The organism is Aquisalimonas sp. APHAB1-3 (assembly GCF_048323695.1).
Lineage (GTDB): Bacteria > Pseudomonadota > Gammaproteobacteria > Nitrococcales > Aquisalimonadaceae > Aquisalimonas.
The window spans coordinates 92,662-114,805 of the sequence record NZ_JBLWFT010000004.1 but is presented as its reverse complement, the minus strand read 5'-3'; the positions used below and the strand labels follow the sequence as shown (position 1 = coordinate 114,805).

The following is a 22,144-nucleotide window of genomic DNA, read 5'->3' as shown; positions in this document are numbered from 1 at the left end:
TCAGCCAAGCTCCAGGATGTTCTTTGCGATCACGTTGAGCTGGATCTCCGACGTGCCGCCCTCGATGGAATTGCCCTTGGACCGCAGCCAGTGCCGCGGCATGGACCCGTCAAAGCCGCCCTTGCCTTCCCAGTACAGGGCGTCGGTGCCGTTCAGCGCCATCAGCAGCTCCTGCCGGCGCTTGTTCAGCTCGGTGCCGTAGTACTTGAGCATGGCGGACGCCGCACCAACGCCCTGGCCGGCCTTGGCCTGGGCGCTCACCCGTTCGGCGGTTAGCTCGAAGGCACGGGCGTCGAGATCCCACTGGGCCACCTCGGCGCGCAGCATGTCGTCGGCCAGCCGGCCGTTGTCCAGGCCGATGGCGTCCACGGCCTGCTCGGCCAGCGTCTTGCTGCCGGCGGCCGTGCGGCCGAAGCCACCGATCATCTCGCGCTCGTGGGTGAGCAGGTACTTGGCGATGGTCCAGCCCTGGTCCACCTCGCCGACCACCTGATCTTTCTCCACGCGGACGTTGTCCAGGAACGTCTCGCAGAACGGCGAGCTGCCGGAGATGAGGGTGATCGGCCGGGTGCTCACGCCCGGAGTTTCCATGTCGAACAGCACCAGGCTGATGCCCGCCTGCTTCTTGGCATCCGGGTTGGTGCGCACCAGGCAGAACATCCAGTCCGCCTTGTCGGCGTAGGAGGTCCAGATCTTCTGGCCGTTGACGATGAAGTGATCGCCCTTGTCCTCCGCCTTCGTCTGCAAGCCGGCCAGGTCGGAACCGGCGCCGGGCTCGCTGTACCCCTGGCACCAGCGGATCTCGCCACGGACGATGGGCGGCAGGTGCTGGCGTTTCAGCGCCTCGGAGCCGAACTTCAGAATGGCCGGGCCGATCATCCACACCCCGAAGCTGTTCAACGGCGAACGCGCCTGAATCCGCGCCATCTCCTGACGCAGGATCTTGTGCTCGTCCTTGTTCAGCCCGCCACCGCCGTACTCCGTCGGCCAGTCCGGGGCGGTCCAGCCGCGCGCGGCCATGCGCTCCAGCCACAGGCGCTGGTCCTCGCTCTGGAACGTCCACTTGCGCCCGCCCCAGCAGGCGTCATCATCGCTCTGCATAGGGGTGCGCATGCTCTCGGGACAGTTCGCGTCCAGCCACTCCCGCGTCTCGCGGCGGAAGGTCTCAAGATCCGTCATGCCGATGTTCTCCTTCATTGGTCCACGCCGGAGCATGCCACGGCGAGACCGGTTCGCGAACCCCCTCACCGACAAGACACTTTCGCGGATTCGGTCAATACTTCCATTGACACTGCATTAACGCGTCCGGGGAGTTATCGGACCGGCCAAGATGTCAGACTGCTCGGGCAAAGGCGTCATACCTGCGCAGGACGAGGCGCAGTGCGTGACAGAACAACGATCCGTCAGCAACGGAGGAGGAAACAATGCGCGGACTCATGATGGACCGCCCGCTTCTCATCTCGCAGATCATCGAATACGCGGCCAGCAACTTCCCGGACCAGGAAGTGGTCTCCCGCACGGTGGAGGGGGAGCTGCACCGCTACACCTACCGGGACGCTGCCCGGCGCAGCCGCCAGCTGGCCCACGCCCTGCAGAAGCTCGGCGTGCAGAAGACCGACCGCGTCGCCACGGTGGCCTGGAACACCTACCGCCACCTGGAGATCTACTACGCTACGTCGGGCATCGGTGCCATCTGCCACACCATCAACCCGCGGCTTCCCGCCGACCAGTTCACCTACATCGTCAACCACGCCGAGGACCAGTACCTGTTCGTGGACCTGACGTTCGTCCCGCTGCTGGAGAAGCTGCAGGACCACCTCAAGGGACTCAAGGGCGTGGTCATCATGACCGACCGTGCGCACATGCCCGAGACCGGCATGAGCAACGTGCACTGCTACGAGGACCTGATCGCCGATGAGCCCACCGAGTTCCAGTGGCCGGAGTTCGACGAGAATACCGCCTCGTCCCTGTGTTACACGTCCGGTACCACGGGCAACCCCAAGGGCGTGCTCTACTCGCACCGCTCCACCGTGCTGCACTCGTTCTTCGTGCTCTCGGTGCCGGGCCTCACCATGGACGAAGAGAGCGCCATGCTGCCAGTGGTCCCCATGTTCCACGTCAACGCGTGGGGCGTGCCGTACTTCGGCCCCATGGTCGGTGCCAAGCTGGTGTTCCCGGGGCCGCGCCTGGACGGCGAGAGCCTGGCGGAGCTGATGAACAGCGAGGGTGTCACCGACGCCTGGGGCGTGCCCACGGTCTGGCTCGGCCTGCTCAAGCACATGCGCGACGCCGGCGAGCGCTTCAAGAGCCTCAAGCACGTGCTCATCGGCGGTTCCGCTGCGCCCCGTGCCATGCTCAAGGAGTTCAAGGAGACCTACAACGTGGAAGGCCTCCAGGGCTGGGGCATGACCGAGATGAGCCCCATCGGCACCGTGTCGCTGGTGCGTCCGGGCGACCAGGGCCGTTCGGCGGAAGAGCAGCTGGACATCAAGTGCAAGCAGGGCCGCGCCGTGTTCGGCGTGGAGATGAAGATCGTCGACAACGACGGCAAGAGCCTGCCCCATGACGGCGAAGCCTTCGGCGAGCTGCTGGTGCGCGGGCCGGCCATTCTCTCCGGCTACTACGAGAATCCGGAAGCCAACGCCAAGGCCTTCGACGCCGAGGGCTGGTTCCGCACCGGCGACGTGGCGAAGATCGACGCCGAGGGGTACATGGAGATCGTCGACCGCACCAAGGACGTGATCAAATCCGGCGGCGAGTGGATCAGCTCCATCGACCTGGAGAACGCGGCGGTGGGACATCCGGAGATCGCCGAGGCCGCGGTCATTGCCGCGGCGCATCCGAAGTGGGACGAGCGCCCGCTGTTGGTGTGCGTGCGCGTCGAGGGCTCCAGCGTGGACAAGGACGGCGTGCTGGAGTACCTGGGTCAGCACGTGGCCAAGTGGTGGCTGCCCGACGACGTGGTGTTCGTGGAGGAACTCCCCCACAGCGCCACCGGCAAGCTGCAGAAGGCCAGGCTGCGGGAGGACTTCAAGGACTACACCCTGCCCACCGCGTAACCGAATGGCGGGCTCCGGCGATCGGCCGGGGCCCGCCCTGCCTGGTTCGGGGCGGCGGGCACGGCTTGGCGGCCTTACCGGGCGCGTGTACTCTCAAATGGGTAGGATCCGCAGGTAACCACCCACAGGCGATCACCGGGGGAGCGAATGGCCATCAACTGGCAGGCGTACGAGAATCCCGGGTTTCACGACGAGCTCATCGATTCCGGCGGCCAGGTCCGGCCTCCCGCGCGGGAACTCCTCACCTACCTCGACTCCCTCAGCACCGACGAGATCCACGAGCGCCAGCACGCCGCGGAACTGGCCATCCTGGAGATGGGCATCACGTTCACCGTCTATTCCGAAGGCGAGAACATCGACCGCGCATGGCCCTACGACATCATCCCGCGGATCATCGACGCCGCCACATGGCGCAGTGTGGACGCCGGGCTCCGGCAACGGGTGAAAGCGCTGAACCTGTTCATCGCCGATATCTACGGCGAACAGGCGGTGATCCACGACGGCGTGTTCCCGCGCACCCTGCTGGACAATTCCGCGAACTTCCGCAAGGAGTGCGTGGGCGTGCGGCCGCCCCAGGACGTGTGGGCCCACATCTGCGGCTCGGACCTGATCCGCGACCATGAGGGCCGTTTCATGGTGCTGGAGGACAACCTGCGGGTGCCCTCCGGCGTGTCCTACATGATGGAGAACCGGGTGCTCACCAAGCGGGTGTTCGGCGAACTGTTCGAGAACACCAGCATCCAGCCCGTGGGCGATTACCCTACCAAACTGTTCGACATGCTCGCGGCCCTGTCGCCCCGGCCCATGGACTACCCCGAGGTGGTGGTGCTGACCCCGGGCATCTACAACTCCGCCTATTTCGAGCATTCGTTCCTGGCCCAGCACATGGGCGCCGAGGTGGTGGAAGGTTCGGATCTGGTGGTGGGCAGCGACGACTGCGTCTACATGCGGACCATCGACGGACCGCGGCGGGTGGATGTGATCTACCGCCGCATCGATGACCTGTTCCTGGACCCTGAAGCGTTCCGCAAGGATTCCGTGCTGGGCGTCCCCGGGCTCATGCGCGCCTGGCGCAAGGGCAACGTGGGCCTGGCCAACGCGCCGGGGGCCGGTGTTGCCGATGACAAGGTGGTCTATGCCTTCGTGCCGGATTTCATCCGCTACTATCTCAACGAGGAGCCGATCCTGCCGAACGTGCCCACCTATCGCTGCTACCTGGACGACGAGCGGCAGTACGTGCTCGACCACCTGGACGAGCTGGTGGTGAAACCGGCCAACGAGTCCGGCGGCTACGGCATGCTGATCGGGCCCACGGCCACCAAGAAGGACCGCAAGCACTTCGCACGGCTGATCCGCAACGAGCCGCGCAACTACATCGCACAGCCGCTGATCCGCCTGTCCACGGTGCCCACGGTGGTGGACGGCAGCGTCGAGCCGCGGCACGTGGATCTGCGGCCATTCATCCTCCAGGGCGACGACATGTACGTCACCCCCGGCGGCCTGACCCGCGTGGCGCTGCGCAAGGGTTCCACCGTGGTGAACTCCTCCCAGGGTGGCGGCAGCAAGGACACCTGGATCGTGGATAACGGAGACGCCTGAGCCATGCTGTCGAGAGTCGCGGAACGGGTTTACTGGATGGGGCGCTACCTGGAGCGCGCCGAGAGCATGGCGCGGCTGGTGGGCGCCCACAGCAACGAGGTCATGGACCTGCCGGTGAGCATGCGCGGCGGCTGGGAGGAACTGGCGGACATCACCGGTGCGCGCGACGCCTTCGCCGGTCATTACAAGAACTACGACGAGCGCAACGTGGTGAAGTTCCTGCTCGCCGACACGTTCAATCCCGGCTCGGTGCTAACCTCCGTGCGCGCCGCCCGCGAGAACGTGCGCACCACCCGCGAGCTCCTGCCCACGGAAGCGTGGGAGGACATGAACCGCCTCTATCTGTACGTGCGCGATCACGTCCAGCGCTCCCTGGCCAGGCGTCACCGATTCGAATTCCTGCACACGGTGATCTTCCGCTGCCAGCAGATCAGTGGGGCCCTGGCGGGCACCATGAGCCACGACTCGGCGTACGATTTCGTGCGACTCGGCCAGAGCCTGGAGCGGGCGGACATGACTACCCGCATCGTCGACAGTGCCGTGGCCGTGCTCATGCCCCGGGAGGATATCCCGGAGGAGTACGCCAACGTGCTCTGGGTCCACGTGCTGAAGTCCCTGTCCGCCTACCAGATGTACCGTCAGCACGTGCACCCGCGGGTGGTCAGCCACGACGTGGTGCGCTTTCTCCTGCAGGACACCCCCTTTCCCCGCTCCGTGGACCACAACATCACGGTCGCCGAGGCGTGCATCCAGGCCCTGCCCCGCAACGAGGCCACCCTGCGCCGCGTCGGCCGGCTGCAGCGGCGCATCAACGAGGCCGAACCACGGGACATGAGCATGGATGACCTGCACGCCTACATCGACGTGCTCCAGGCGGGCATCGGCGAGATCCACGAACAGCTCACCAGCACCTGGTTCCATCTGGACCCGGACGCGGTGCCCGTGGACGGCTGACGGGTAGCACAGGCCCGCCCCAACCGGGTTATGCTGACGGCATCACCGCCGCACGGCCACCATGCCCATGTCTGCAACACCATCCTCCACGCTTCTGTCCGGTTACCGCCCCCTGCAGGGGCACCACGATGAGATGGTCGACGCGGGTGGCGGCGTGACCGGCAGCTGGCGCTACCTGGCGGATGCCTTGGATGCACTCGGCCCGGACGCGCTCCGGCAACGGCGGGAGCAGGTGCGCCGCATCCTCCGCGAGCGGGGGGTCACCTACAACGTCTACGGTGACCCGCACGGCCTGCAGCGCACGTGGGATCTGGACCCGGTACCGGTCCTCATCGACAGCGCGGAATGGGGCAGGGTGGAACACGGCTTGCAACAGCGTGCGGAGCTCCTCAACCGCGTCCTCCAGGACCTCTACGGCGACCAGGAACTGCTGACCCGCGGCCTGCTGCCGGCGGAGCTGGTTCACGGGCACGACGGCTTTCTGCGCCCCTGCCATCCCTATCGCACCGATCTGGCGCACCCCCTGACCCTGTACGCCGCCGATCTGGCCCGCGGCCCCGACGGGACGGTGCGCGTCATCGGCGACCGCACCCAGTCGCCCTCCGGCGCCGGGTACGCGCTGGAGAACCGGGTCGTCATGGCGCGGACGCTGCCCAGCCTGTTCCGGGAGTCCCACGTGCACCGGCTGGCGCTGTTCTTCCAGAATCTGCGCGCCACGCTGTCCGGCCTGGCGCCCGGGCGCGACCGGGACGACCCGCATGTGGTCGTGCTCACACCCGGGCCGCTCAACGAGACCTACTTCGAGCATGCGTTCCTCGCCAGCTACCTGGGCTACACCCTGGTGGAAGGGGGCGACCTCACCGTGCGCGACGGCCGCGTCTGGCTGCGCTCCATGGGCCGCCTGGAGCCGGTGGACGTCATCCTTCGCCGCCTCGACGACGACTACTGCGACGCCCTGGAGCTCCGGCCCGACTCCCTGCTGGGCGTCCCCGGGTTGACCGAAGTCGCCCGCCGGGGTCGGGTTGCCATCGCCAACCCGCTCGGCGCCGGCATCCTGGAGAATCCCGCACTGCACGCCTTTCTGCCGGGCATTGCCCGGCACCTGCTGGGACAGGAGCTGGCGCTGCCCGGCCTGCCGACGTGGTGGTGTGGCGATCCGGAGTCATGCGAACAGGTGCTGGCGCGACTTGAGACCCTGGTGATCAAGCCCATCGACCGGCGTGCCGGAGAACCGGCGGTGTTCCCGGGCACGCTGGACGCCGCCGGTCGCGATGCGCTCATCGCCCGCATCCGCCAGGCTCCCCACCGCTACGTGGGCCAGGAGCAGGGCCGCTTCTCGTCCGTGCCCACGCTCGGCGAGCCCGGCCTCGAGCCCCGGCTCGCGGTGCTGCGCACCTTTCTTGTAGGCCGCCCCGACGGCTACGCCGTCATGCCCGGTGGGCTCACCCGGGTCACCGGCCACCCGAACGACGCCAGCGTGTCCAACCAGGCCGGTGGACTGTCCAAGGACACCTGGGTCATCGCCTCCGAGCCGGTGCGCGAAGCGGCGCTGCTGACACCGGAGGTCACGGAAGACGGGCCCACCGACCGCTCAGCGGCCCTGCCGCCCGCCGCCACGGAGAACCTGTTCTGGATGGCGCGCTACGCCGAACGTGCGGAACAGAGCCTGCGCCTGCTGCGGATCATCCTGCGGCTGCGGGCCAGCGACGTGGGCGCCGGAACCGGAGCCCCGCTGCGGCAGCTCCTGGCCGGACTGGCGGCGATCAGCGGACAGGCCGGTGACACGCTCCGGCGCGACCCGGCTGACGACGCGCTGGTGGCGCTGCTTCAGGACGACAGCCGGACCGGCACCGTGGCGTTCAACTTCAACGCCATGATGGCCGCCTCGCACGCCGTGCGCGACCGGCTCGCGCCCGACACCTGGCGGGTCATCGGCACCATCCGTCGCCGTCTCGCGGAGCTGCCGTCGCCGTTACCGGTGGACGATCTCCCGGCGATCCTGGACGAGCTCATCACCCTGCTGGCGGCATTCCGGGGCCTGCAGGAGGACACCATGGTGCACAGCCGCTCCTGGAGCTTCCTGGAGACGGGCCGCTGCCTCGAGCGCGGCCTGCTGACCAGCGCGTTCCTGCGCGCCGTCATGGTGACACCACTGGACACACCCGACGAGCCGCGCCTGCTGGATGCCGTGCTCGAGCACCTGGAGAGCCTCAACGCCTACCACCGGGAACACCACCGGCAACCCCGGCCGGAGACCGTGCTGCAGCTGGTGCTGTCGAGCGAGACCAATCCCCGTGCGGTGGGCTTTCAGCTCGCCCGCCTGGAGTCCCGCCTCGCCTCGCTGCCGGCGGCCGGAGCACCTGACCGGCTGAGCGCCCATCAGCGTCCGGTGCTGGACGCCCGCACCAGCCTGCGCCTGAGTGACCCCGAGGCCCTTCTTCCGGGAGACGGTGGGCGGCGCGATGCCCTGGACTCCCTGCTCCGGCGGACGGCGGACCGGCTCGGTCAGGCGGCGCGTGCCCTGGCCGCCGCTTACTTCACGGATCCACAGGGTCCGCGGCAGCTGGACCCGGTTGGTGACCGCGGGGGTGAACAGACATGAGATACCGGATCACGCACCGTACCGAGTACCACTACCCCCAGGCCATCAGCCGCAGCTACAACGAAACACATCTCGCGCCCCGGCCCACGCCGACCCAGCAGATTCTCGCCCACGATCTCACCATCGCGCCGCGGCCCGACTACAGCTCCGAGCGCGTGGACTACTACGGCAACCACGTCACCCACTTCACCATCCAACGGCCCCACGACCAGCTCGCGGTCACGGCAACCACGGACGTCTCCCTGGAGGTGCCGGCCGATCCGGTTGCCGGCAAGCAGGGGCTGCCATGGGAGCAGGCCATGGCGGAAACGCGAGGAGGCACCTCGGCGGCGGCACTGGGGGCGCGAGAGTTCCTGCTGGACTCGCCACTGGTGGAAACGAGACCGGCCCTGGCGGACTACGCCAGGACATCGTTCGTCCCCAGCCGGCGCCTGCCCGAGGCGGTCCATGACCTCATGGGCCGGATACACGGGGATTTCGCCTACGACCCCGCGGCCACCACCATCAGCACGCCGCTGGAGCGGGTCTTCCGGGAACGGCGCGGCGTCTGTCAGGACTTCGCCCACCTGGCCATCGCCTGCCTCCGCGGCCTGGGCATCGCCGCCCGCTACGTCTCGGGTTACGTGGAGACCGCCCCGGAGGGCGGCGGGGCCCGCCTGATCGGCGCCGACGCCTCCCACGCGTGGTTCGCCGCCTATGATCCGTCACTGGGCTGGATCGCTTTCGACCCCACCAACAACCGCATGCCAGCGCAGCAGCACATCACCACGGCCTGGGGGCGCGACTACGGCGACGTATCACCACTCAAGGGCGTGATCTTCGGCGGCAGCCAGGGCCAGCGCAGCCAAGTGGCGGTGCACGTGCAACGACTCGACAGCGAGGACAGCCCATGACTGCAGCGCGCGCACTGACCGTCGGCGTTCTCAGCGGCGATCCGGAGCTGCCCTACAGCTACGGTGTGGACGGCCGTTTCAGCCAGGAGGACCGTGTCGCCGCGGAGACCGCCGTCACCACGGTGAATGCGCTGGACGGCTACAGCGCCGTGGCACTCAACAACCACTCGGCGCTACTGGACACGCTGCGGCGGGTCCCGCCGGATCTGGCCCTCAACTTCTGCGATACCGGTTACCGCAACCTGCTGCACCACGAACCCAACGTGCCGGCACTTCTGGAACTGCTGGAGATCCCGTACACCGGCGCGCCGTCGGGCAGCATGGCCGTATGCGCCGACAAGGCCCTGGTGCGGCTGCTGGCCGCCAGTCACGGGATTCCGGTGCCCAACGAGACGGTGGTGGACCTGCATGCCGATCCGCTGGCGCTGCCGGCACTCTACCCGGCGATGATCAAGCCCAACGACGGCTGCGGCAGCCTGGGCGTGTCACCGCGGTCCGTGGTGCATGACGCGGCCGAGGCCCTGGCGTGCCTGCACCATCTGGCGGGCGAGGCCACCACCCCCAGGCCACGGGCGCTGATCCAGGACTTCCTGACCGGCACGGAATACACCCTGGGCCTGGTGGGTAACCCGGGCACGGGCCTGACCGTGCTGCCGCTCCTGGAGATCGACTACAGCCGGCTGGATCCGTCCCTGCCGCCGATACTCTCCTACGGCTCCAAATGCGACCCCGACTCCCCCTACTGGCAGGCACTGCGGTTCCGGCGCGCAGAGCTGGATGCCGGCACGGAAGCGGCCATGGTGGAGCAGGCCATCTGGCTATTCGAACGCCTGGGTCTCCGCGACTACGCGCGGATCGACTTCCGCGCCGGCGCCGACGGCGTGCCCCGGCTGCTGGACGCCAACTTCAACCCCAGCTGGAATCCCGACGGCAAGCTGGCGATCATGGCCGGCTGGGGCGGCCACAGCTACGGCGATCTACTGCGCATGATCCTGGAGGCGGCACGCCGCCGCTACGGCCTGTAGCGCGCGATGGTCCGGCCCGGCACGACGCGGCATGTCCGGGGTCAGAGCAAACGGCGCGGTATTGTCTCGTCCCATTCGCGGCTGGAGATGCGCTCGCCCGATTCGAACGCATCCTGGGTCGCCTTCACGCGGAAGCTGCAGGCGTCTGCGGTGAGCGTGGTCCGGCACGCAATGCGCACCGACCACGCGCCCCGTCGCAGGATGGTCTTCTGCTCCACTTCGGCGCGAGCAGACAGCGGATCGTGTTCGCCGATGCGGAAGGTGCGGCGGATGGTGTAGCCGATGGTGAGGTCGATATCCTCGATGCGCGCCAGCGCGGCGCCACCGAAATCGCCGCCGTCGCCGAAGGTGGTGTAGACCGTCTCGTCCGTGGCCAGGTCCAGCTCCACCATCCGCTGTGCCTGGGCCCACTCCAGCGGCGTATGGTCGGAGACCGGGCCGCGTTCGGGTGCGTCGAACGGGCGCAGCATCTCGTCCTCGGCGCGCGGCGGGCGCACTGGCAGCTCCAGGGTGCTGGCACCGGTGAATACGGTCAGCTCCACCGGCTCCGGCGCCGGCCACAGCATGGGCCAGTAGGTGGTGGACACGGCCACGCGGATGGTGTGGCCGGGCGCAAACGAGTAACCGATGTCGTTCAACCGGATGGGCACGCGGTAGCGCTCGCCGGGAACCAGCGGCTCCGGGTGCTCGTGGCTGTCGCGGTGGGTGAGATTGAGCACACCGTAGCTCACCCGGCTGGAACCGCCGTCCGGGGCCACGTCGTTGAGGCGTACGATGACGAAGGCCACCGGCTTATCCGCGGCGAGGTCGAGGGTGACCACCGGCGCGCCGAGGATCTCCACCGGCTCGGCCAGGGGATCGGAATCGAACACCAGCGACTTGCCGTCGTCGGCCCGCTGGTCCAGGGGGGCGTCGCCGTCGGCGCCGTAACCGTAGAAGTCCCCGCCGCGCAGCCCCGTGGTCTGCGGGGCGCGGACCCGCACCGCGTCCGCGTCGGCGGCAGCGTCGCCCAGAGACAGCACGTTCAGGAACCAGCGACGCGCGCTGATACGCGGCGACGGCCATGTATCCTCCGCCACCCAGCGCCCGGGCCGCTCGGCGTGATAGGGCGCGGGCTGAATCCAGCTCTCCATCCAGGCACGCACCATGGGCTCGTCCATGATCCCCGTATCAATCCCCTTGAGCCAGTAGTCCCACCAGCGCACCGCCTCCTGAAAGAAGCCGATCTGCGGCCCCGGCTCGGCGGCGTGGGGGAAGGCGTGCGGCCAGGGTCCGATCAATGCTTTCTTCGGTGCGCTCAGCCCCTTCATCAGCCGCGGGATGGCATTCGCGTAGCCGTCCGCCCATCCGCCCACGGCGTAGACGGCACACTGTATGGCGCCGTAGTCCTCGCACACGGAGCCGTGCTTCCAGTAGTCGTCGCGATGGGGGTGCTGCATCCACAGTGCCGGGAAAAGCCGGTTCTTCTGCAGCCGCTCCAGCCACTGATCCCGCCAGCGATCGCCACTGATCAACGGGTCGGGTGGGCACGCGTTCAGGGAGAAGAAGGCGGAGCCCCAGACAAAATTCTCGTTGAGCAGGCAGCCCCCCTTGTAGTGAGCGTCGTCGGCGTAGCGGTCATCGGTGGAGCACATGGTAATGATCGCCTTTAGCGCCGGAGGCCGCCGCGCGGCCACCTGCAGCGAGTTGAAGCCGCTCCAGGACAGCCCGATCATGCCGACGCTGCCGTCACACCAAGGCTGGCAGGTGAGCCAGGCGATGGCGTCAACGGCGTCATCCTGTTCCTGCTCCAGGTACTCGTCGCGGAGAATACCTTCCGAGTCGCCGGTTCCGCGCACATCCAGGCGCACGCCGACGTAGCCATGGCCGGCGAAGTAGTGGTGCAGCGGTTCGTCGCGCAGGCGGGTGAAATCGCGCTTGCGGTAGGGCATGTACTCGAGAATGGCCGGCACCGGGGTTTGTTCGGCGTCCTCCGGCATCCACAGGCGAGCGGCGAGGTGCACGCCATCGCGCATGGGGATCCAGACGTTCTCGACCACCTTCACCCCTTCCGGGAAGGATTCAACCACCTTCATGACGCGTCTCCTGTAGCAATGACCCGCCGCGCCGCCCTCCCCTAAGGGACCGGGTCGTCGGGAATGAGCTGCATGCTCGCCGGGTCCATCTCCAGCAGGCGTTCGGTGGTCTTGACCAGAGTGCGGGCGACCTTGTAGGTGGCCTCAAGGGAGACGGACTCGTTGGGGGCATGCGCCAGGTCGATCTCGCCCGGCCCATAGATCACCGTGGGCACACCCGCAAGCCGCACCCAGCCCGACATGTCGCAGCCGTAAGGAACGGCGGCCACTTCGGGCGTGCGGCGGAACTCCTCTTCGGCCGATTCCGCCAGCGCCTCCACCAGCGGATGATCACGGCGGGTCTGGGCGGAGCCGAATCCGGACGCCAGACGGGTGATGCGTGGCGGATTCTCCCGCAGCCAGGGGTCGTTCTTGATCTGCTCCATGATGGTGTCTCGGACGCGCGCCTCGGCCTCATCGATGGTCTCCCCCAAGGCGACCCCCACGCGCACGTGCGCCTCGAGGTGATCCATGACGCTGGACGACCACAGACCACCCTGAATGGTGCCCACGTTGGTGGCGTAGGGTAGCGGGTGGACGGCCATCAAGGGATGCTGCTCGCGCTCATTGAGCCGCCGCTCGTCCTCGCGCATGGCCTGGTAGATGGTGAAGAAGTGATCCAGCGCGCTCTCACCCTGCAGGCGTTTGCTCGCATGAGCAGATTTTCCCGGCACCCGGATTCGGAGCGACATGGCGCCGGCATGGGCGATCACCAGCTCGGGTACTCCGCTGGCGCCGTTAGTGGGCTCGGGGATGATGCAGGCATCGGCCTGCCAACCGCCGCGGATGGCGGCCAGGGTGCCCAGTCCGCTGTCCTCCTCCGCCGGCACGGCAGCGAAGATGATGCGCCCCGGGAAGTTGCGGCCGCTCTCGGCAAAGGCTTCGAAACAGGCCATGGCGGCCACCAGCCCGGACTTCATGTCGGAAGCGCCACAGCCGAAAACGCGGTCGCCGCGGGTGACACCGGAGAAGGGCTCATCCTGCCAGCGCGTGTAGTCACCGGGTGGCACCACATCCACGTGTCCGGTGAGCAACACACTCGGCCCGGGCTGCTCGCCTCGCAGCACCCCCACCACCACCGGCGCCCAGGCGCGCTCCACTTCGTGGCCCGGATAGCGCGGATCACGCTGGAGGGAGGCGATGCCGTCGTTCCAGTAATCGATCTCGGCGTCGAACTGCTGCAGCCAGTTGGCAATATGGGAGACTGCGGCGTCTTCCTCGCCGGTAATCGAGGGGATGCGGATCAGCGATACCAGGCGGTCGCGAATCCTGTCGATATCAACGTAGGAGCTTCGTCTCGCCATGGCTGCGCCATCCTATCGCCGTCTTTGAGCTAGTATTGGCCCACCTTCGCGCAACGGTCAATTTCCACAGGACCTCACGGTGATATCCTGACGCCATGAGCAGAGCAGATGCCGAAAACCGCCCCGCGGACGCCCGGGCCCCGATCCGGCGCGGCGGCATGACCCTGCGGGCGACCACCCCGGACGACTGCTCCTTTGTCGTGGAAGTGGAGCGCCACCCGGACAACGCCCGGCACGTGGAGCAGTGGAGCGAGGCCCAGCACCGCGCCGCGCTGACGCTGCCGGGGACCCGGCACTGGATCATCGAGCACCGCGGTACGCCGATCGGCTACGTGGTACTCGAAGACACGGACGACCCCAACGGCAGCGTGCTGTTGCGGCGCATTGCCATCATCAGCAAGGGGCGCGGCCATGGCCGCAACGCGGTGCTGCTCGCGGCGCACGACTGCTTCGAAGTGCTGGGGTGTCACCGGCTTTGGCTGAACGTCGCCCGTGACAACCGGCGCGCCTTCAATCTCTACCGTCGTCTCGGCTTCGTGGAGGAGGGCGTCGCCCGCGAGAGCGTGCGCAAGGGCGACCGCTTCCTCTCCATGCATGTGCTCTCCATGCTCGACCGGGAGTACCGGGCGGCCCATCAGCTGTAGTTGGTGGGCACCACGTCCGCGAACTGGAAGTCGAGCACCTCCATGACGTAACGGAATTTCTCGTGCAGCGCCTCCTCGTTGTCCGCGCCCAGGAACACGTCGGCGATCTCGAAACTGTAGCTGTCCTGCGCGACCAGCTCCGACAGACGCATCCCCTCGTCCACGCCGACGTGGACGATCACCTCCGGGTGCTGCTTCTGTAGCATGGCGATGTCGTCCGCCGACGGCACCCGCGTGACCACGGTATCGCCGAACACCCGTGGCATGAACTTGCCGGCCATGGGGAAACGCCCCTCGGCGCGCGGAAAATCCGGTCTGCGGCCCAGCGCGATATCGATGGCTACCTCGTGGTGCGAGGACCCCGTGGCGATCTGAAAGATCGGGCAGTGGGACTTCGAGATGCGCGGATTGATCTCCAGCAGCCAGAGCTTGTCCGTGGCCTCCTCCCAGAAGAACTCCATGTTGAACGGCGTGTGGTCCATGCCGATATGATCCAGGATCCGCCCGGCATGGGCGATCATGCGGTTCTGCACCCCCGGCGGCAGGTGTGACGGATACTGGTAGCTGTAGAAGCTGACCTGGTTGGAGGCGCGCAGCGAATCCACCACCGCGTAGACCACCACCTCGCCGTCGTAGACATACCCTTCCAGCGTGCACAGGCGCCCGCTGATGAGCCCCTCGGCAATGCAGGTGGCCCCGCTGCCACGGCCGGGCAGCACCCCGGGGTTCTCGCAGGAGCGCATGATGTAATCGAACGGCTCCGCGAACACGTGGATGCGTTCGCGGATAGTCTGCATGGCCTGCAGGTACTGCTGCTCGTTCTCGATGCGAAAACCCAGATAGGAGGAAAACGCCACCGACGGCTTCAGCCAGAAAGGGTAGTCCATGTCCAGATCACCCAGCGGGTCATCGGAGTATGGATCCAGCCCCTGGAAGTCCGGCGTGCATTCGGGCAGGGCCTCTTCCCCGGCCAGCCGGTTCCAGTACTTGTTCTCGCAGTACAGCACACTCTCCAGCGTCGGCGTTGGCAGCCCCCACTCGCGCCGCAGGATCGGCAGCATGGAGGTGGTGGGAAAATCCCAGTGGCCGATGATGCCGTCCACGGCCGGGGCGGCGGCCAGGGTCTGGCGCGCCTCCGCCATGATGGCATCCATCGGGTAGCTGGGCGGGTTGACCATGGTGTCGTAGTCCACAAGACCGTGGAACGTGTAGTCCCCGGCATTGCGAACCGTCTTCAGCTCGCTGAGGTTGAAGTCGTCGAGGCCGATCACGAAAATGTGCCTGATATCAGTCATGCCAATGAACTCCCTGAGCGATGGGCCTGCCCTGAGCATAACCCTCAATTGCCACAGGCGGCAGAGAAAGGCAGCCGGGAATCCACAATCGATGCAACCAGCAGCGACAGCCCCTCAGCCGCAACCAACAGCGGAGACACGCACGCTCACAGCCGCCGACGGCGGTTGCTTCGAGGTCACCCTGGTACCCGCCGCCTCCGCGCTGCAACGTCCGCCGATCGTCTTTCTGCCCGGCATGTTCAGCGGTCGCGGGTTCTGGCTGTCGGACCGCGGCATCGGCCTTGCGGCCCACCTGGCCGGACACGGCTTTCCCGGGCTGATCGTGCAACGCCGCCGGAACGGGCCGGGACGACCTGGGCTGGAGGAGCACTTGCAGTGCGATCTGCCCCTGGTGAGGGACTGGGTCCGCAGCCACTGGGGCCAGCCCGCATTCTGGATCGGACATTCATTCGGCGGGGTGATTGCCAGCCGGGCCGCCGCGCAACTGCTGGAACCCGAGGATCTGGCCGGACTGGTCCTGTTCGCCGCCCAGTTCGAGGATGGCAAGCGCATGCTGGATTGGCCCGGGAATCTGCTACTGGCGGGTTTCCTGCGATTGCGCCGGCGCTTTCCCGCTCCCTTGCTGGGGATGGGGCCCAATGACGAACCCGGGGCGGCCATGCGCGACGCCATGGCGCTGGTCACCCGCGGCCGGCGGGAACCGTGGCTGCGGTCGACCCTCGGACGCATCCGGGCACCGACACTGGCCATTGCGGGGCTCGGCGATACGGTTGATCCGCCCACGGGCTGCGAAAAACTGATCGCGCACTTCGGCAGCGAAGACCGCCGGTTTATTGCCGCAGGCCGTGCAACCGGCTTCCGCGAGGACTACACGCACCCGGGTGTCGTGGTCAGCAAGCCGGCGCAGGCCGAGATCTGGCCACTGGTCACCGACTGGTTGCTCGAGCGCGCCGGGCCGGGACCTCTCAGGGCAACAGAATGACCGACTCGGGCAGGCGCACGTCCATGGCCACCGGAAGGTGGTCGGAGACGGCGTAATCGAGGACTTCGGCGCCCTCTACGGTGAGCGACGACGACACCAGGATATGGTCCAGGTGGTGGAGTGGCCGCCAGCTGGGATAGGTTGGCAGGAGTAGCTCCGGCTCCGTGAGATTGGTATTCGCCAGCAGGGCCTGGAATTCGGGGCTATCCACGGCACAGTTCAGATCCCCCATCACCACCACGTGGTCCAGACGCTCGATGAGGTTACCCACGTAGGCGAGCTGGCGCATCCGCGTGCGGCCGCCCAGGGCCAGGTGCAGCAGAATCACGTGGAGGGACTCACCGGGGCCGCCGAAGGTCATGTGCAGTGCCCCGCGCCCCGGAATCAAGCCCGGAAGGGCGTGCTCGCGGATCTCCAGCGGCCGGAAGCGGCTGAGAATACCACTGCTGTGCCGTGCGAGGCGGCCGATGTTGCGGTTGGTCTGGTCGTGCCAGTACGGAAAGCCGCCGGCGCGGCTGACGAACTCCGTCTGGTTCATGAAGCCGCTGCGCAGGCTGCCACCATCCACTTCCTGCAGGCCGACGAGGTCGTATCGACGGGTGAGCCGCGCGATGCGACGCAGCGTCCGGGGCCGTTCGGCGTGGGGAAACAGGTGCTGCCAACTGCGAGTGAAGTAATGCCCGTAATGGCTGCTCTGAATGCCGGTCTGGACATTATAGGTCAGCAGCCGCAGCAGATCCGGTCGGTCCTCATCCAGCTGCGGCGCTTCCCGAGGCTCCAGTTCGACGCTTCTATCGTTCACTTATAGATCACTGGACTTGTTCGTATTCCTTCTCGACCAGGTAACGGATGACCTGGATCATGCGCTCCTGCCGGCCCGCATCGCGGACATCAATCAGGTACTTGCCGGCCACGGCCACGGTGGGCGTGCTGCGCACGCCGTAAGCGCTGGCAATGCGATCCCCCTGCCGCATGGCCGAGTCAACGGAGAACGACTCCCAGGCATCACGAACGGCGTCCTCGTCGACGCCCTGCTCGCCCATGACCTCGGCAATCTCGTCGATCCCGCTAATACGCCGGTTGTCCTGATGCAGTGCATTGAATACCGCGCTGTGGGTGTCATCGGTAACATCGAGCACACGGCTGGTGTAGTACGCGCGCGCCAAAGGCTCCCAGCTGCGGTTGAACACCACCGGGGTGTGGACAAGCTCGGCCTGCTCGTCCAGATCCGCCATCAGGGACTGGATGAGCGGGCTGAACGTGTGGCAGTGCGGGCACGCGTAGGAGAAGAACTCGCGCACCTCGACCTTGCCGTCGGCCACGTTCGTGGGCAGGGGCTCGTCGAGAACCTGATAGTGCTCGCCTGCTTCGAAGGACTGGCCCATCACCAGTGCCGGAACCATCAACAGCCCGGCCAACAGCGCCCGAATCGCGGTCATGCAGTTGCTCCTCTCTGTCTCAACCGGCGCCCCGTGGCGCCACAGGGTCAGACCGCACCGGAACGCGGACGTTCCGGCGGTCACCTCAAAGTTCGCCGTACGAGTGCAATCCGCTCAGGAAGATGTTCACGCCGAGGAAGGTGAACGTCACCACGAACAGACCCGCCACGGCCCACCACGCCATGGGCGTACCACGCCACCCCTTGGTGAAGCGCAGGTGCAGCCAGGCCGCGTAATTGAGCCAGGTGATCAGCGACCATGTCTCTTTCGGGTCCCAGCTCCAGTAGCCGCCCCAGGCCTCCGCCGCCCACAGGGCACCGAGAATGGTGGCAAGGGTGAAAAAGGCGAAGCCCAGGGCAATGTTCTTGTACATCAGGTCGTCCATGACCTCCGCCGACGGCAGTCCGCGCCGTGCCCACCCTTCGGGATTGCGCGCCTGTATCAGGTAGGCGACGCCGATCATGGCTGCAATGGCGAAGGCGCCATAGGCGACGAAGTTGGTGGGCACGTGGATCTTCATCCACCAGCTCTGCAGGGCCGGGATCAGCGGGTCGATCTCGTACGCCCCCTGGGCGAAGTGGTACCACAGCAGGAAGCCGATGGAGGCACTGATGATGAGGCCCACGAAACCGCCCATGGCGCGGGTCTGATAGCGGTACTCGTAGTACAGGTAGATCAGGCCCGTAGTGAAGGCGAACAGAACGAACACCTCGTAGAGGTTGGTCACCGGGATCCGCCCGATGTCCGGCCCCATGAGGTAGGACTCCCACCAGCGCACCAGCAGGCCGACAAGGCCGGCGCCACTGGCCAGCCAGGTCAGCGCCGTGCCGAGCTTGTTCAGAAACTCCGAGCGCAGCAGCAAACCGGCAAAGTAGACCGGCGTCGCCGCCAGGAACAGGGCGCACATCCACATGATGGCGGCCTGGCTGGAGAACAGATAGTTCAGGAAGAAGTCGCTCTCCGCAGCGGCCAGATCCGGGTAGCGCATCACCGCAAACAGGGAGACCACCGCCACCGCGATCGTGAACGCCCGCGCCGGCTTCCACATCCAGCCAATAGCCACCGTCGACGCCCACGTCAGATACAGAATGCCGTGCTCGTAGCGGTCCATCCACGGGGCAAAGTGGTAGCTGGCGTAAACGCTTCCCACCAGCAGCGCGGCCGCCCACAGCCAGTCGAACCAGGACAGGCGCGCGAAGAAGCCGCGATCGTCGAAGGTCTCCCGGCCCAGGATCTGTTGTGTGCTCATGACCTTTCTCCATTCGTGTCAGCCGGTGGCTGGCCATCTCCGCCGAGGCGGTGATCCAGCTCGGCGCCAAGGCTGTCGAACGCCTTGGCAAAACCCAGCGGGTCACGCTGACTGTTGCCCGCCAGCAGCACCCGTGTCCCGCCACCTTCCGGCCGTATCAGGCACCACGCGCGCCGGTGCGATACGTAGAACAACAGTAACAGGCCGATGGTCAGCAGCAGTGAGCCGAAATAGACGATGTTCTGCCCCGGTGCCCGCGCAATCTGCAACCCGGTGGCCTGACGGTGATCGTAGTCGGTCAACTCCAGGAAGACCGGCGCGTCGTAATCCGCCAGCGCGGTCATGGCCGAGATGGCGTCACGGTAAAAGACCAGATCCTCCTCGGCAGGTTCCCCGGGGTCGATCCCTTCATCACGCAGCACCTGCGCATAGCCCTCCCAGAGGGTGCGCTCGATGACCAGCCGGTAGAAGTCCATCAGCCGCTCCGGCGCCTGGCCGCCACGCTCCTCGGCGCGGGCCTGCTGTTCCGCCATGACCGCGTCGAAACCGGACTCCAGCAGCGTATCAACCATGTCGTGGGCCTCGGCTGCAATCCGGCCACGCACCTGCGGGTCCTCGACGCCGATGCCATCGAGTGCGCGGTCGGAGGCGGCGGCGACCCCGTCCGGCTGCCGCAACTGCTGCAACAGCGCCATGAAGCGATCCAGTCCGCCGTCGGGATCCGCCGGGATGTAGAGGTAACGGAATTCCTCGGCGGCAGACCGGCGTACGCCGCTGAGAAAATACCGGCCGCCATCCATCTCGACGGGGAGCATGTAGTTCTCGTACTCCAGCGCTTCACCCGTTGGACGGCGCAGCAGGAACGTGAAACTGGGGCCGACGTTGCGCACCTGTCGGCGGTCCGTCGCCTCCGGCTCGGGGTGGATGTTGAACACCTCGAAGCCGGTGATTTCCACACGCCGGGCGCCCCGGGCGCCGTCGATCTCCAGTTCCTCGTTGACCCGGGTCTCGAGCCCCTCGGGATCGCCACCGTCCAGTGGCCAGGCGCGCAGGCCGAGGCGTGAGCCACCATCCCCGAAGCTGGCCTGGTAGATGGCATGGCCGTTGTGGATGAGCGGCTCGTTCACCCGGATGGTCTGGCGGATGGGCTCATCCAGCTCGGGGTCGTGCAGCACCAGGTCACTCTCGTAGGAACGGGGCTCCCCGGTATCATAGTGCTCAATCCGGAAGTCCTCCACTTCGATGCGGAACGGCAGCTCCTGCACCACGTACCCCTCACCGAGCTGCAGGAACACCACGCTCGCCCGCCCCTGCTCGGGAATCGTCACGTTCCCGCGGAACGCCGTCTGCCGTGGTGGCAGTTTGCTGCTGTCATCGATCTGGGAGACGGGGATGTTGCGGGTCTCCACCACCAGATCACCGGTCCAGTACTTCCACTGCATCAGCAGGTTCCCGTCGATCAGTCCGCCGACACAGATGACGACAATCGCCAGGTGCGTGAAGATGTAACCCAGCCGGTTGCTGGTGCCCCGCATGGCGGAGACCAGGCGGGCCTCCGGCTTGCTCTTGTGGCGTGTACGGTAGCCATTGCGACGGAGCGTGGCGTCGGCCGCCGCCGCGGCCTCGTCCGGCGACATCGCCACGAACCACTCCCGCTTGTGGCTGAATGCCCGCAGCGAACGCTCCTGCTGGTGGTCGCGGAAGCGGGTCATCTCCTTCCACATCACCGGCGTATGCCGCGTCAGGCAGACCGATGTGGAGACCACCAGGAACGCCAGCATGAACAGAAACCACGGGGCACTGTAGACGTCGTAGAGCGCCAGGCGTTCGTAGACCTCGAACCAGAACGGCCCGAACTTGATGAGGTAGTCCTGGTAAGGCTCGTTCTGGTGCAGGACCGTGCCGATCACCGAGGCTATCGCCACCGCTACCAGCAGGGTGATCGCCAGGTTCATGGAACCGAGGAAATTCAGCAGGATGGACGCCGTGCTCTTGCGCTGCCGTCCACCTCGCTTCGTGCTGTCAGCGGCTGTCGCCATACCTTAGGATCACCCGGTGCCGTGGAGCCGGCCCCTGAGACGCGCCCGCCAGAGTGGCGGCTGCAAGATGGTTGACCGCCCCCGGAAGGCCGGCGTGCTGAGCCCGGGTGCTCGTCGCGACGGGCACCCGGGGAAGACGCTTACTCCGATTCCCGCTTGTGCAGGCCGGAAATGTAGGAGGAAACGGCTTCAATCTCCTCATCGGACATCCGCTCGGCGATGTCCCGCATCATGCGGTTGCGGTCGGTGGAGCGCTCACCATCTCTGTACTTTCGCAATTGATCCGCCGTGTACTCCGCGAGCTGACCGCTCAGGCGGGGGTACCCGGCGCCGGGCATGCCTTCGCCGGCCGGACCGTGACAGGCCATGCAGGCAGCGACGCCTTCATCAGGCAGACCGCCGCGATAGATCGATTCGCCCAGGTCCTTGAGGTCCGGGTCCACGCCACCGGAGATGCCGCCTTCCTGCGAGGCGAAGTAAGCCGCCAGATCCCGCAGGTCCTGATCATCCAGGTCGGCGACCTGACTCTGCATCACGGCGTTCTCGCGGTCACCGCTCTTGTACGCCTGCAGCTGCTCATACAGGTAGCGCTTGCCCTGCCCGTGGATGATCGGCCAGTCCGGGTTGTCCGTGTTGCCCTCGGCAGCGTGGCAGGCCATGCACTCACCGGAGAGGTCTTCTCCGCGGGACACGTCGCCGGCCTGAAGGAACGGGGTGGCGATCAGCGCCGAACCGGCGATAACAACCTTGATCCAGTTGTTCATGGAATTGATTACTCCTGGCGAAGCGGAATCTCTGGGTATGAGAGTCTCTGGTGCCGGGTCGCTGCCCATCCCTCGAGGGCAAGGCACCCTGACGTGTCTGCGGCACCCGACGCTGTCAGCAAAGCGACCCGAAGTTATACCAGCCACCCCGGACACGGTCAATTTAGGCCACCGGACCGTGC

The 22,144-nt window shown here is 66.8% G+C and carries 17 protein-coding genes; 8 read left to right on the top strand and 9 right to left on the bottom strand.

What is annotated here, in order from left to right; translation table 11 throughout:
• Positions 1–1,179: an acyl-CoA dehydrogenase family protein gene (locus ACNSTU_RS08745; RefSeq protein ID WP_290636695.1), complete on the bottom strand. Its 1,179-nt coding sequence runs from the start codon at positions 1,177–1,179 to the stop codon at positions 1–3.
• Between the two features lie 245 nt (positions 1,180–1,424).
• Between ACNSTU_RS08745 and ACNSTU_RS08740 the strand changes: the two genes are divergently transcribed.
• The 6 genes from ACNSTU_RS08740 (at position 1,425) to ACNSTU_RS08715 (ending at position 10,132) form a co-directional block, all read left to right on the top strand.
• Positions 1,425–3,059: a 3-(methylthio)propionyl-CoA ligase gene (locus ACNSTU_RS08740; RefSeq protein WP_418212264.1), complete on the top strand. Its 1,635-nt coding sequence runs from the start codon at positions 1,425–1,427 to the stop codon at positions 3,057–3,059.
• Between the two features lie 147 nt (positions 3,060–3,206).
• Positions 3,207–4,658 (top strand): circularly permuted type 2 ATP-grasp protein, encoded by a 1,452-nt coding sequence (locus tag ACNSTU_RS08735; protein ID WP_290630596.1) that lies wholly within the window; start codon positions 3,207–3,209, stop codon positions 4,656–4,658.
• A 3-nt stretch (positions 4,659–4,661) separates the two neighbouring features.
• Positions 4,662–5,612, top strand: coding sequence for an alpha-E domain-containing protein (locus tag ACNSTU_RS08730; RefSeq protein WP_290630594.1), 951 nt, complete (start codon positions 4,662–4,664; stop codon positions 5,610–5,612).
• 67 nt (positions 5,613–5,679) lie between these two features.
• The gene (locus tag ACNSTU_RS08725) at positions 5,680–8,214 is read left to right on the top strand and encodes a circularly permuted type 2 ATP-grasp protein (protein WP_290630592.1); all 2,535 of its coding nucleotides are present in this window, start codon (positions 5,680–5,682) and stop codon (positions 8,212–8,214) included.
• Positions 8,211–9,107 carry a transglutaminase family protein gene (locus tag ACNSTU_RS08720; RefSeq protein WP_290630590.1) on the top strand — a complete coding sequence of 299 codons (897 nt, stop codon included), beginning with the start codon at positions 8,211–8,213 and terminating at the stop codon, positions 9,105–9,107. Before ACNSTU_RS08725 ends, ACNSTU_RS08720 begins: the two co-directional genes overlap by 4 nt.
• Complete coding sequence (locus tag ACNSTU_RS08715; protein WP_290630589.1) at positions 9,104–10,132, top strand: D-alanine--D-alanine ligase family protein; 1,029 nt, start codon at positions 9,104–9,106, stop codon at positions 10,130–10,132. Before ACNSTU_RS08720 ends, ACNSTU_RS08715 begins: the two co-directional genes overlap by 4 nt.
• Positions 10,133–10,173: 41 nt before the next feature.
• Here the strand turns inward: ACNSTU_RS08715 and ACNSTU_RS08710 are convergent, their stop codons facing one another.
• Entirely contained in the window at positions 10,174–12,207 is a 2,034-nt protein-coding gene (locus ACNSTU_RS08710) for a CocE/NonD family hydrolase (RefSeq protein ID WP_290630587.1), read from the bottom strand.
• Between the two features lie 41 nt (positions 12,208–12,248).
• Complete coding sequence (locus tag ACNSTU_RS08705) at positions 12,249–13,550, bottom strand: ArgE/DapE family deacylase (protein ID WP_290630585.1); 1,302 nt, start codon at positions 13,548–13,550, stop codon at positions 12,249–12,251.
• A 95-nt stretch (positions 13,551–13,645) separates the two neighbouring features.
• Here ACNSTU_RS08705 and ACNSTU_RS08700 point away from each other — a divergent pair, with 95 nt between their 5' ends.
• Positions 13,646–14,194 (top strand): GNAT family N-acetyltransferase, encoded by a 549-nt coding sequence (locus tag ACNSTU_RS08700; protein ID WP_290630583.1) that lies wholly within the window; start codon positions 13,646–13,648, stop codon positions 14,192–14,194.
• Here ACNSTU_RS08700 and ACNSTU_RS08695 read toward each other — a convergent pair.
• Positions 14,185–15,489, bottom strand: coding sequence for an ATP-grasp domain-containing protein (locus ACNSTU_RS08695; protein ID WP_290630581.1), 1,305 nt, complete (start codon positions 15,487–15,489; stop codon positions 14,185–14,187). The genes ACNSTU_RS08700 and ACNSTU_RS08695 overlap by 10 nt on opposite strands.
• Positions 15,490–15,580: 91 nt before the next feature.
• Here ACNSTU_RS08695 and ACNSTU_RS08690 point away from each other — a divergent pair, with 91 nt between their 5' ends.
• The gene (locus ACNSTU_RS08690; protein ID WP_290630579.1) at positions 15,581–16,471 is read left to right on the top strand and encodes an alpha/beta fold hydrolase; all 891 of its coding nucleotides are present in this window, start codon (positions 15,581–15,583) and stop codon (positions 16,469–16,471) included.
• On the opposite strand, the gene ACNSTU_RS08685 is transcribed toward ACNSTU_RS08690, so the two are convergent.
• The 5 genes from ACNSTU_RS08685 to ACNSTU_RS08665 form a co-directional block, all read right to left on the bottom strand.
• Positions 16,455–17,273, bottom strand: a complete 819-nt coding sequence (locus ACNSTU_RS08685; protein ID WP_290630577.1) for an endonuclease/exonuclease/phosphatase family protein — start codon at positions 17,271–17,273, stop codon at positions 16,455–16,457. The two genes, ACNSTU_RS08690 and ACNSTU_RS08685, sit on opposite strands and share 17 nt — an antisense overlap.
• Before the next feature lie 7 nt (positions 17,274–17,280).
• Complete coding sequence (locus ACNSTU_RS08680; RefSeq protein WP_418212263.1) at positions 17,281–17,910, bottom strand: thiol:disulfide interchange protein DsbA/DsbL; 630 nt, start codon at positions 17,908–17,910, stop codon at positions 17,281–17,283.
• Between the two features lie 85 nt (positions 17,911–17,995).
• Positions 17,996–19,159, bottom strand: coding sequence for a c-type cytochrome biogenesis protein CcsB (gene ccsB, locus ACNSTU_RS08675; protein ID WP_290636693.1), 1,164 nt, complete (start codon positions 19,157–19,159; stop codon positions 17,996–17,998).
• Entirely contained in the window at positions 19,156–21,198 is a 2,043-nt protein-coding gene (locus ACNSTU_RS08670; protein WP_290636692.1) for a cytochrome c biogenesis protein ResB, read from the bottom strand. Before ACNSTU_RS08670 ends, ccsB begins: the two co-directional genes overlap by 4 nt.
• 140 nt (positions 21,199–21,338) lie before the next feature.
• Positions 21,339–21,962 (bottom strand): c-type cytochrome, encoded by a 624-nt coding sequence (locus tag ACNSTU_RS08665; RefSeq protein ID WP_290633230.1) that lies wholly within the window; start codon positions 21,960–21,962, stop codon positions 21,339–21,341.
• Positions 21,963–22,144 lie beyond the last annotated feature (182 nt).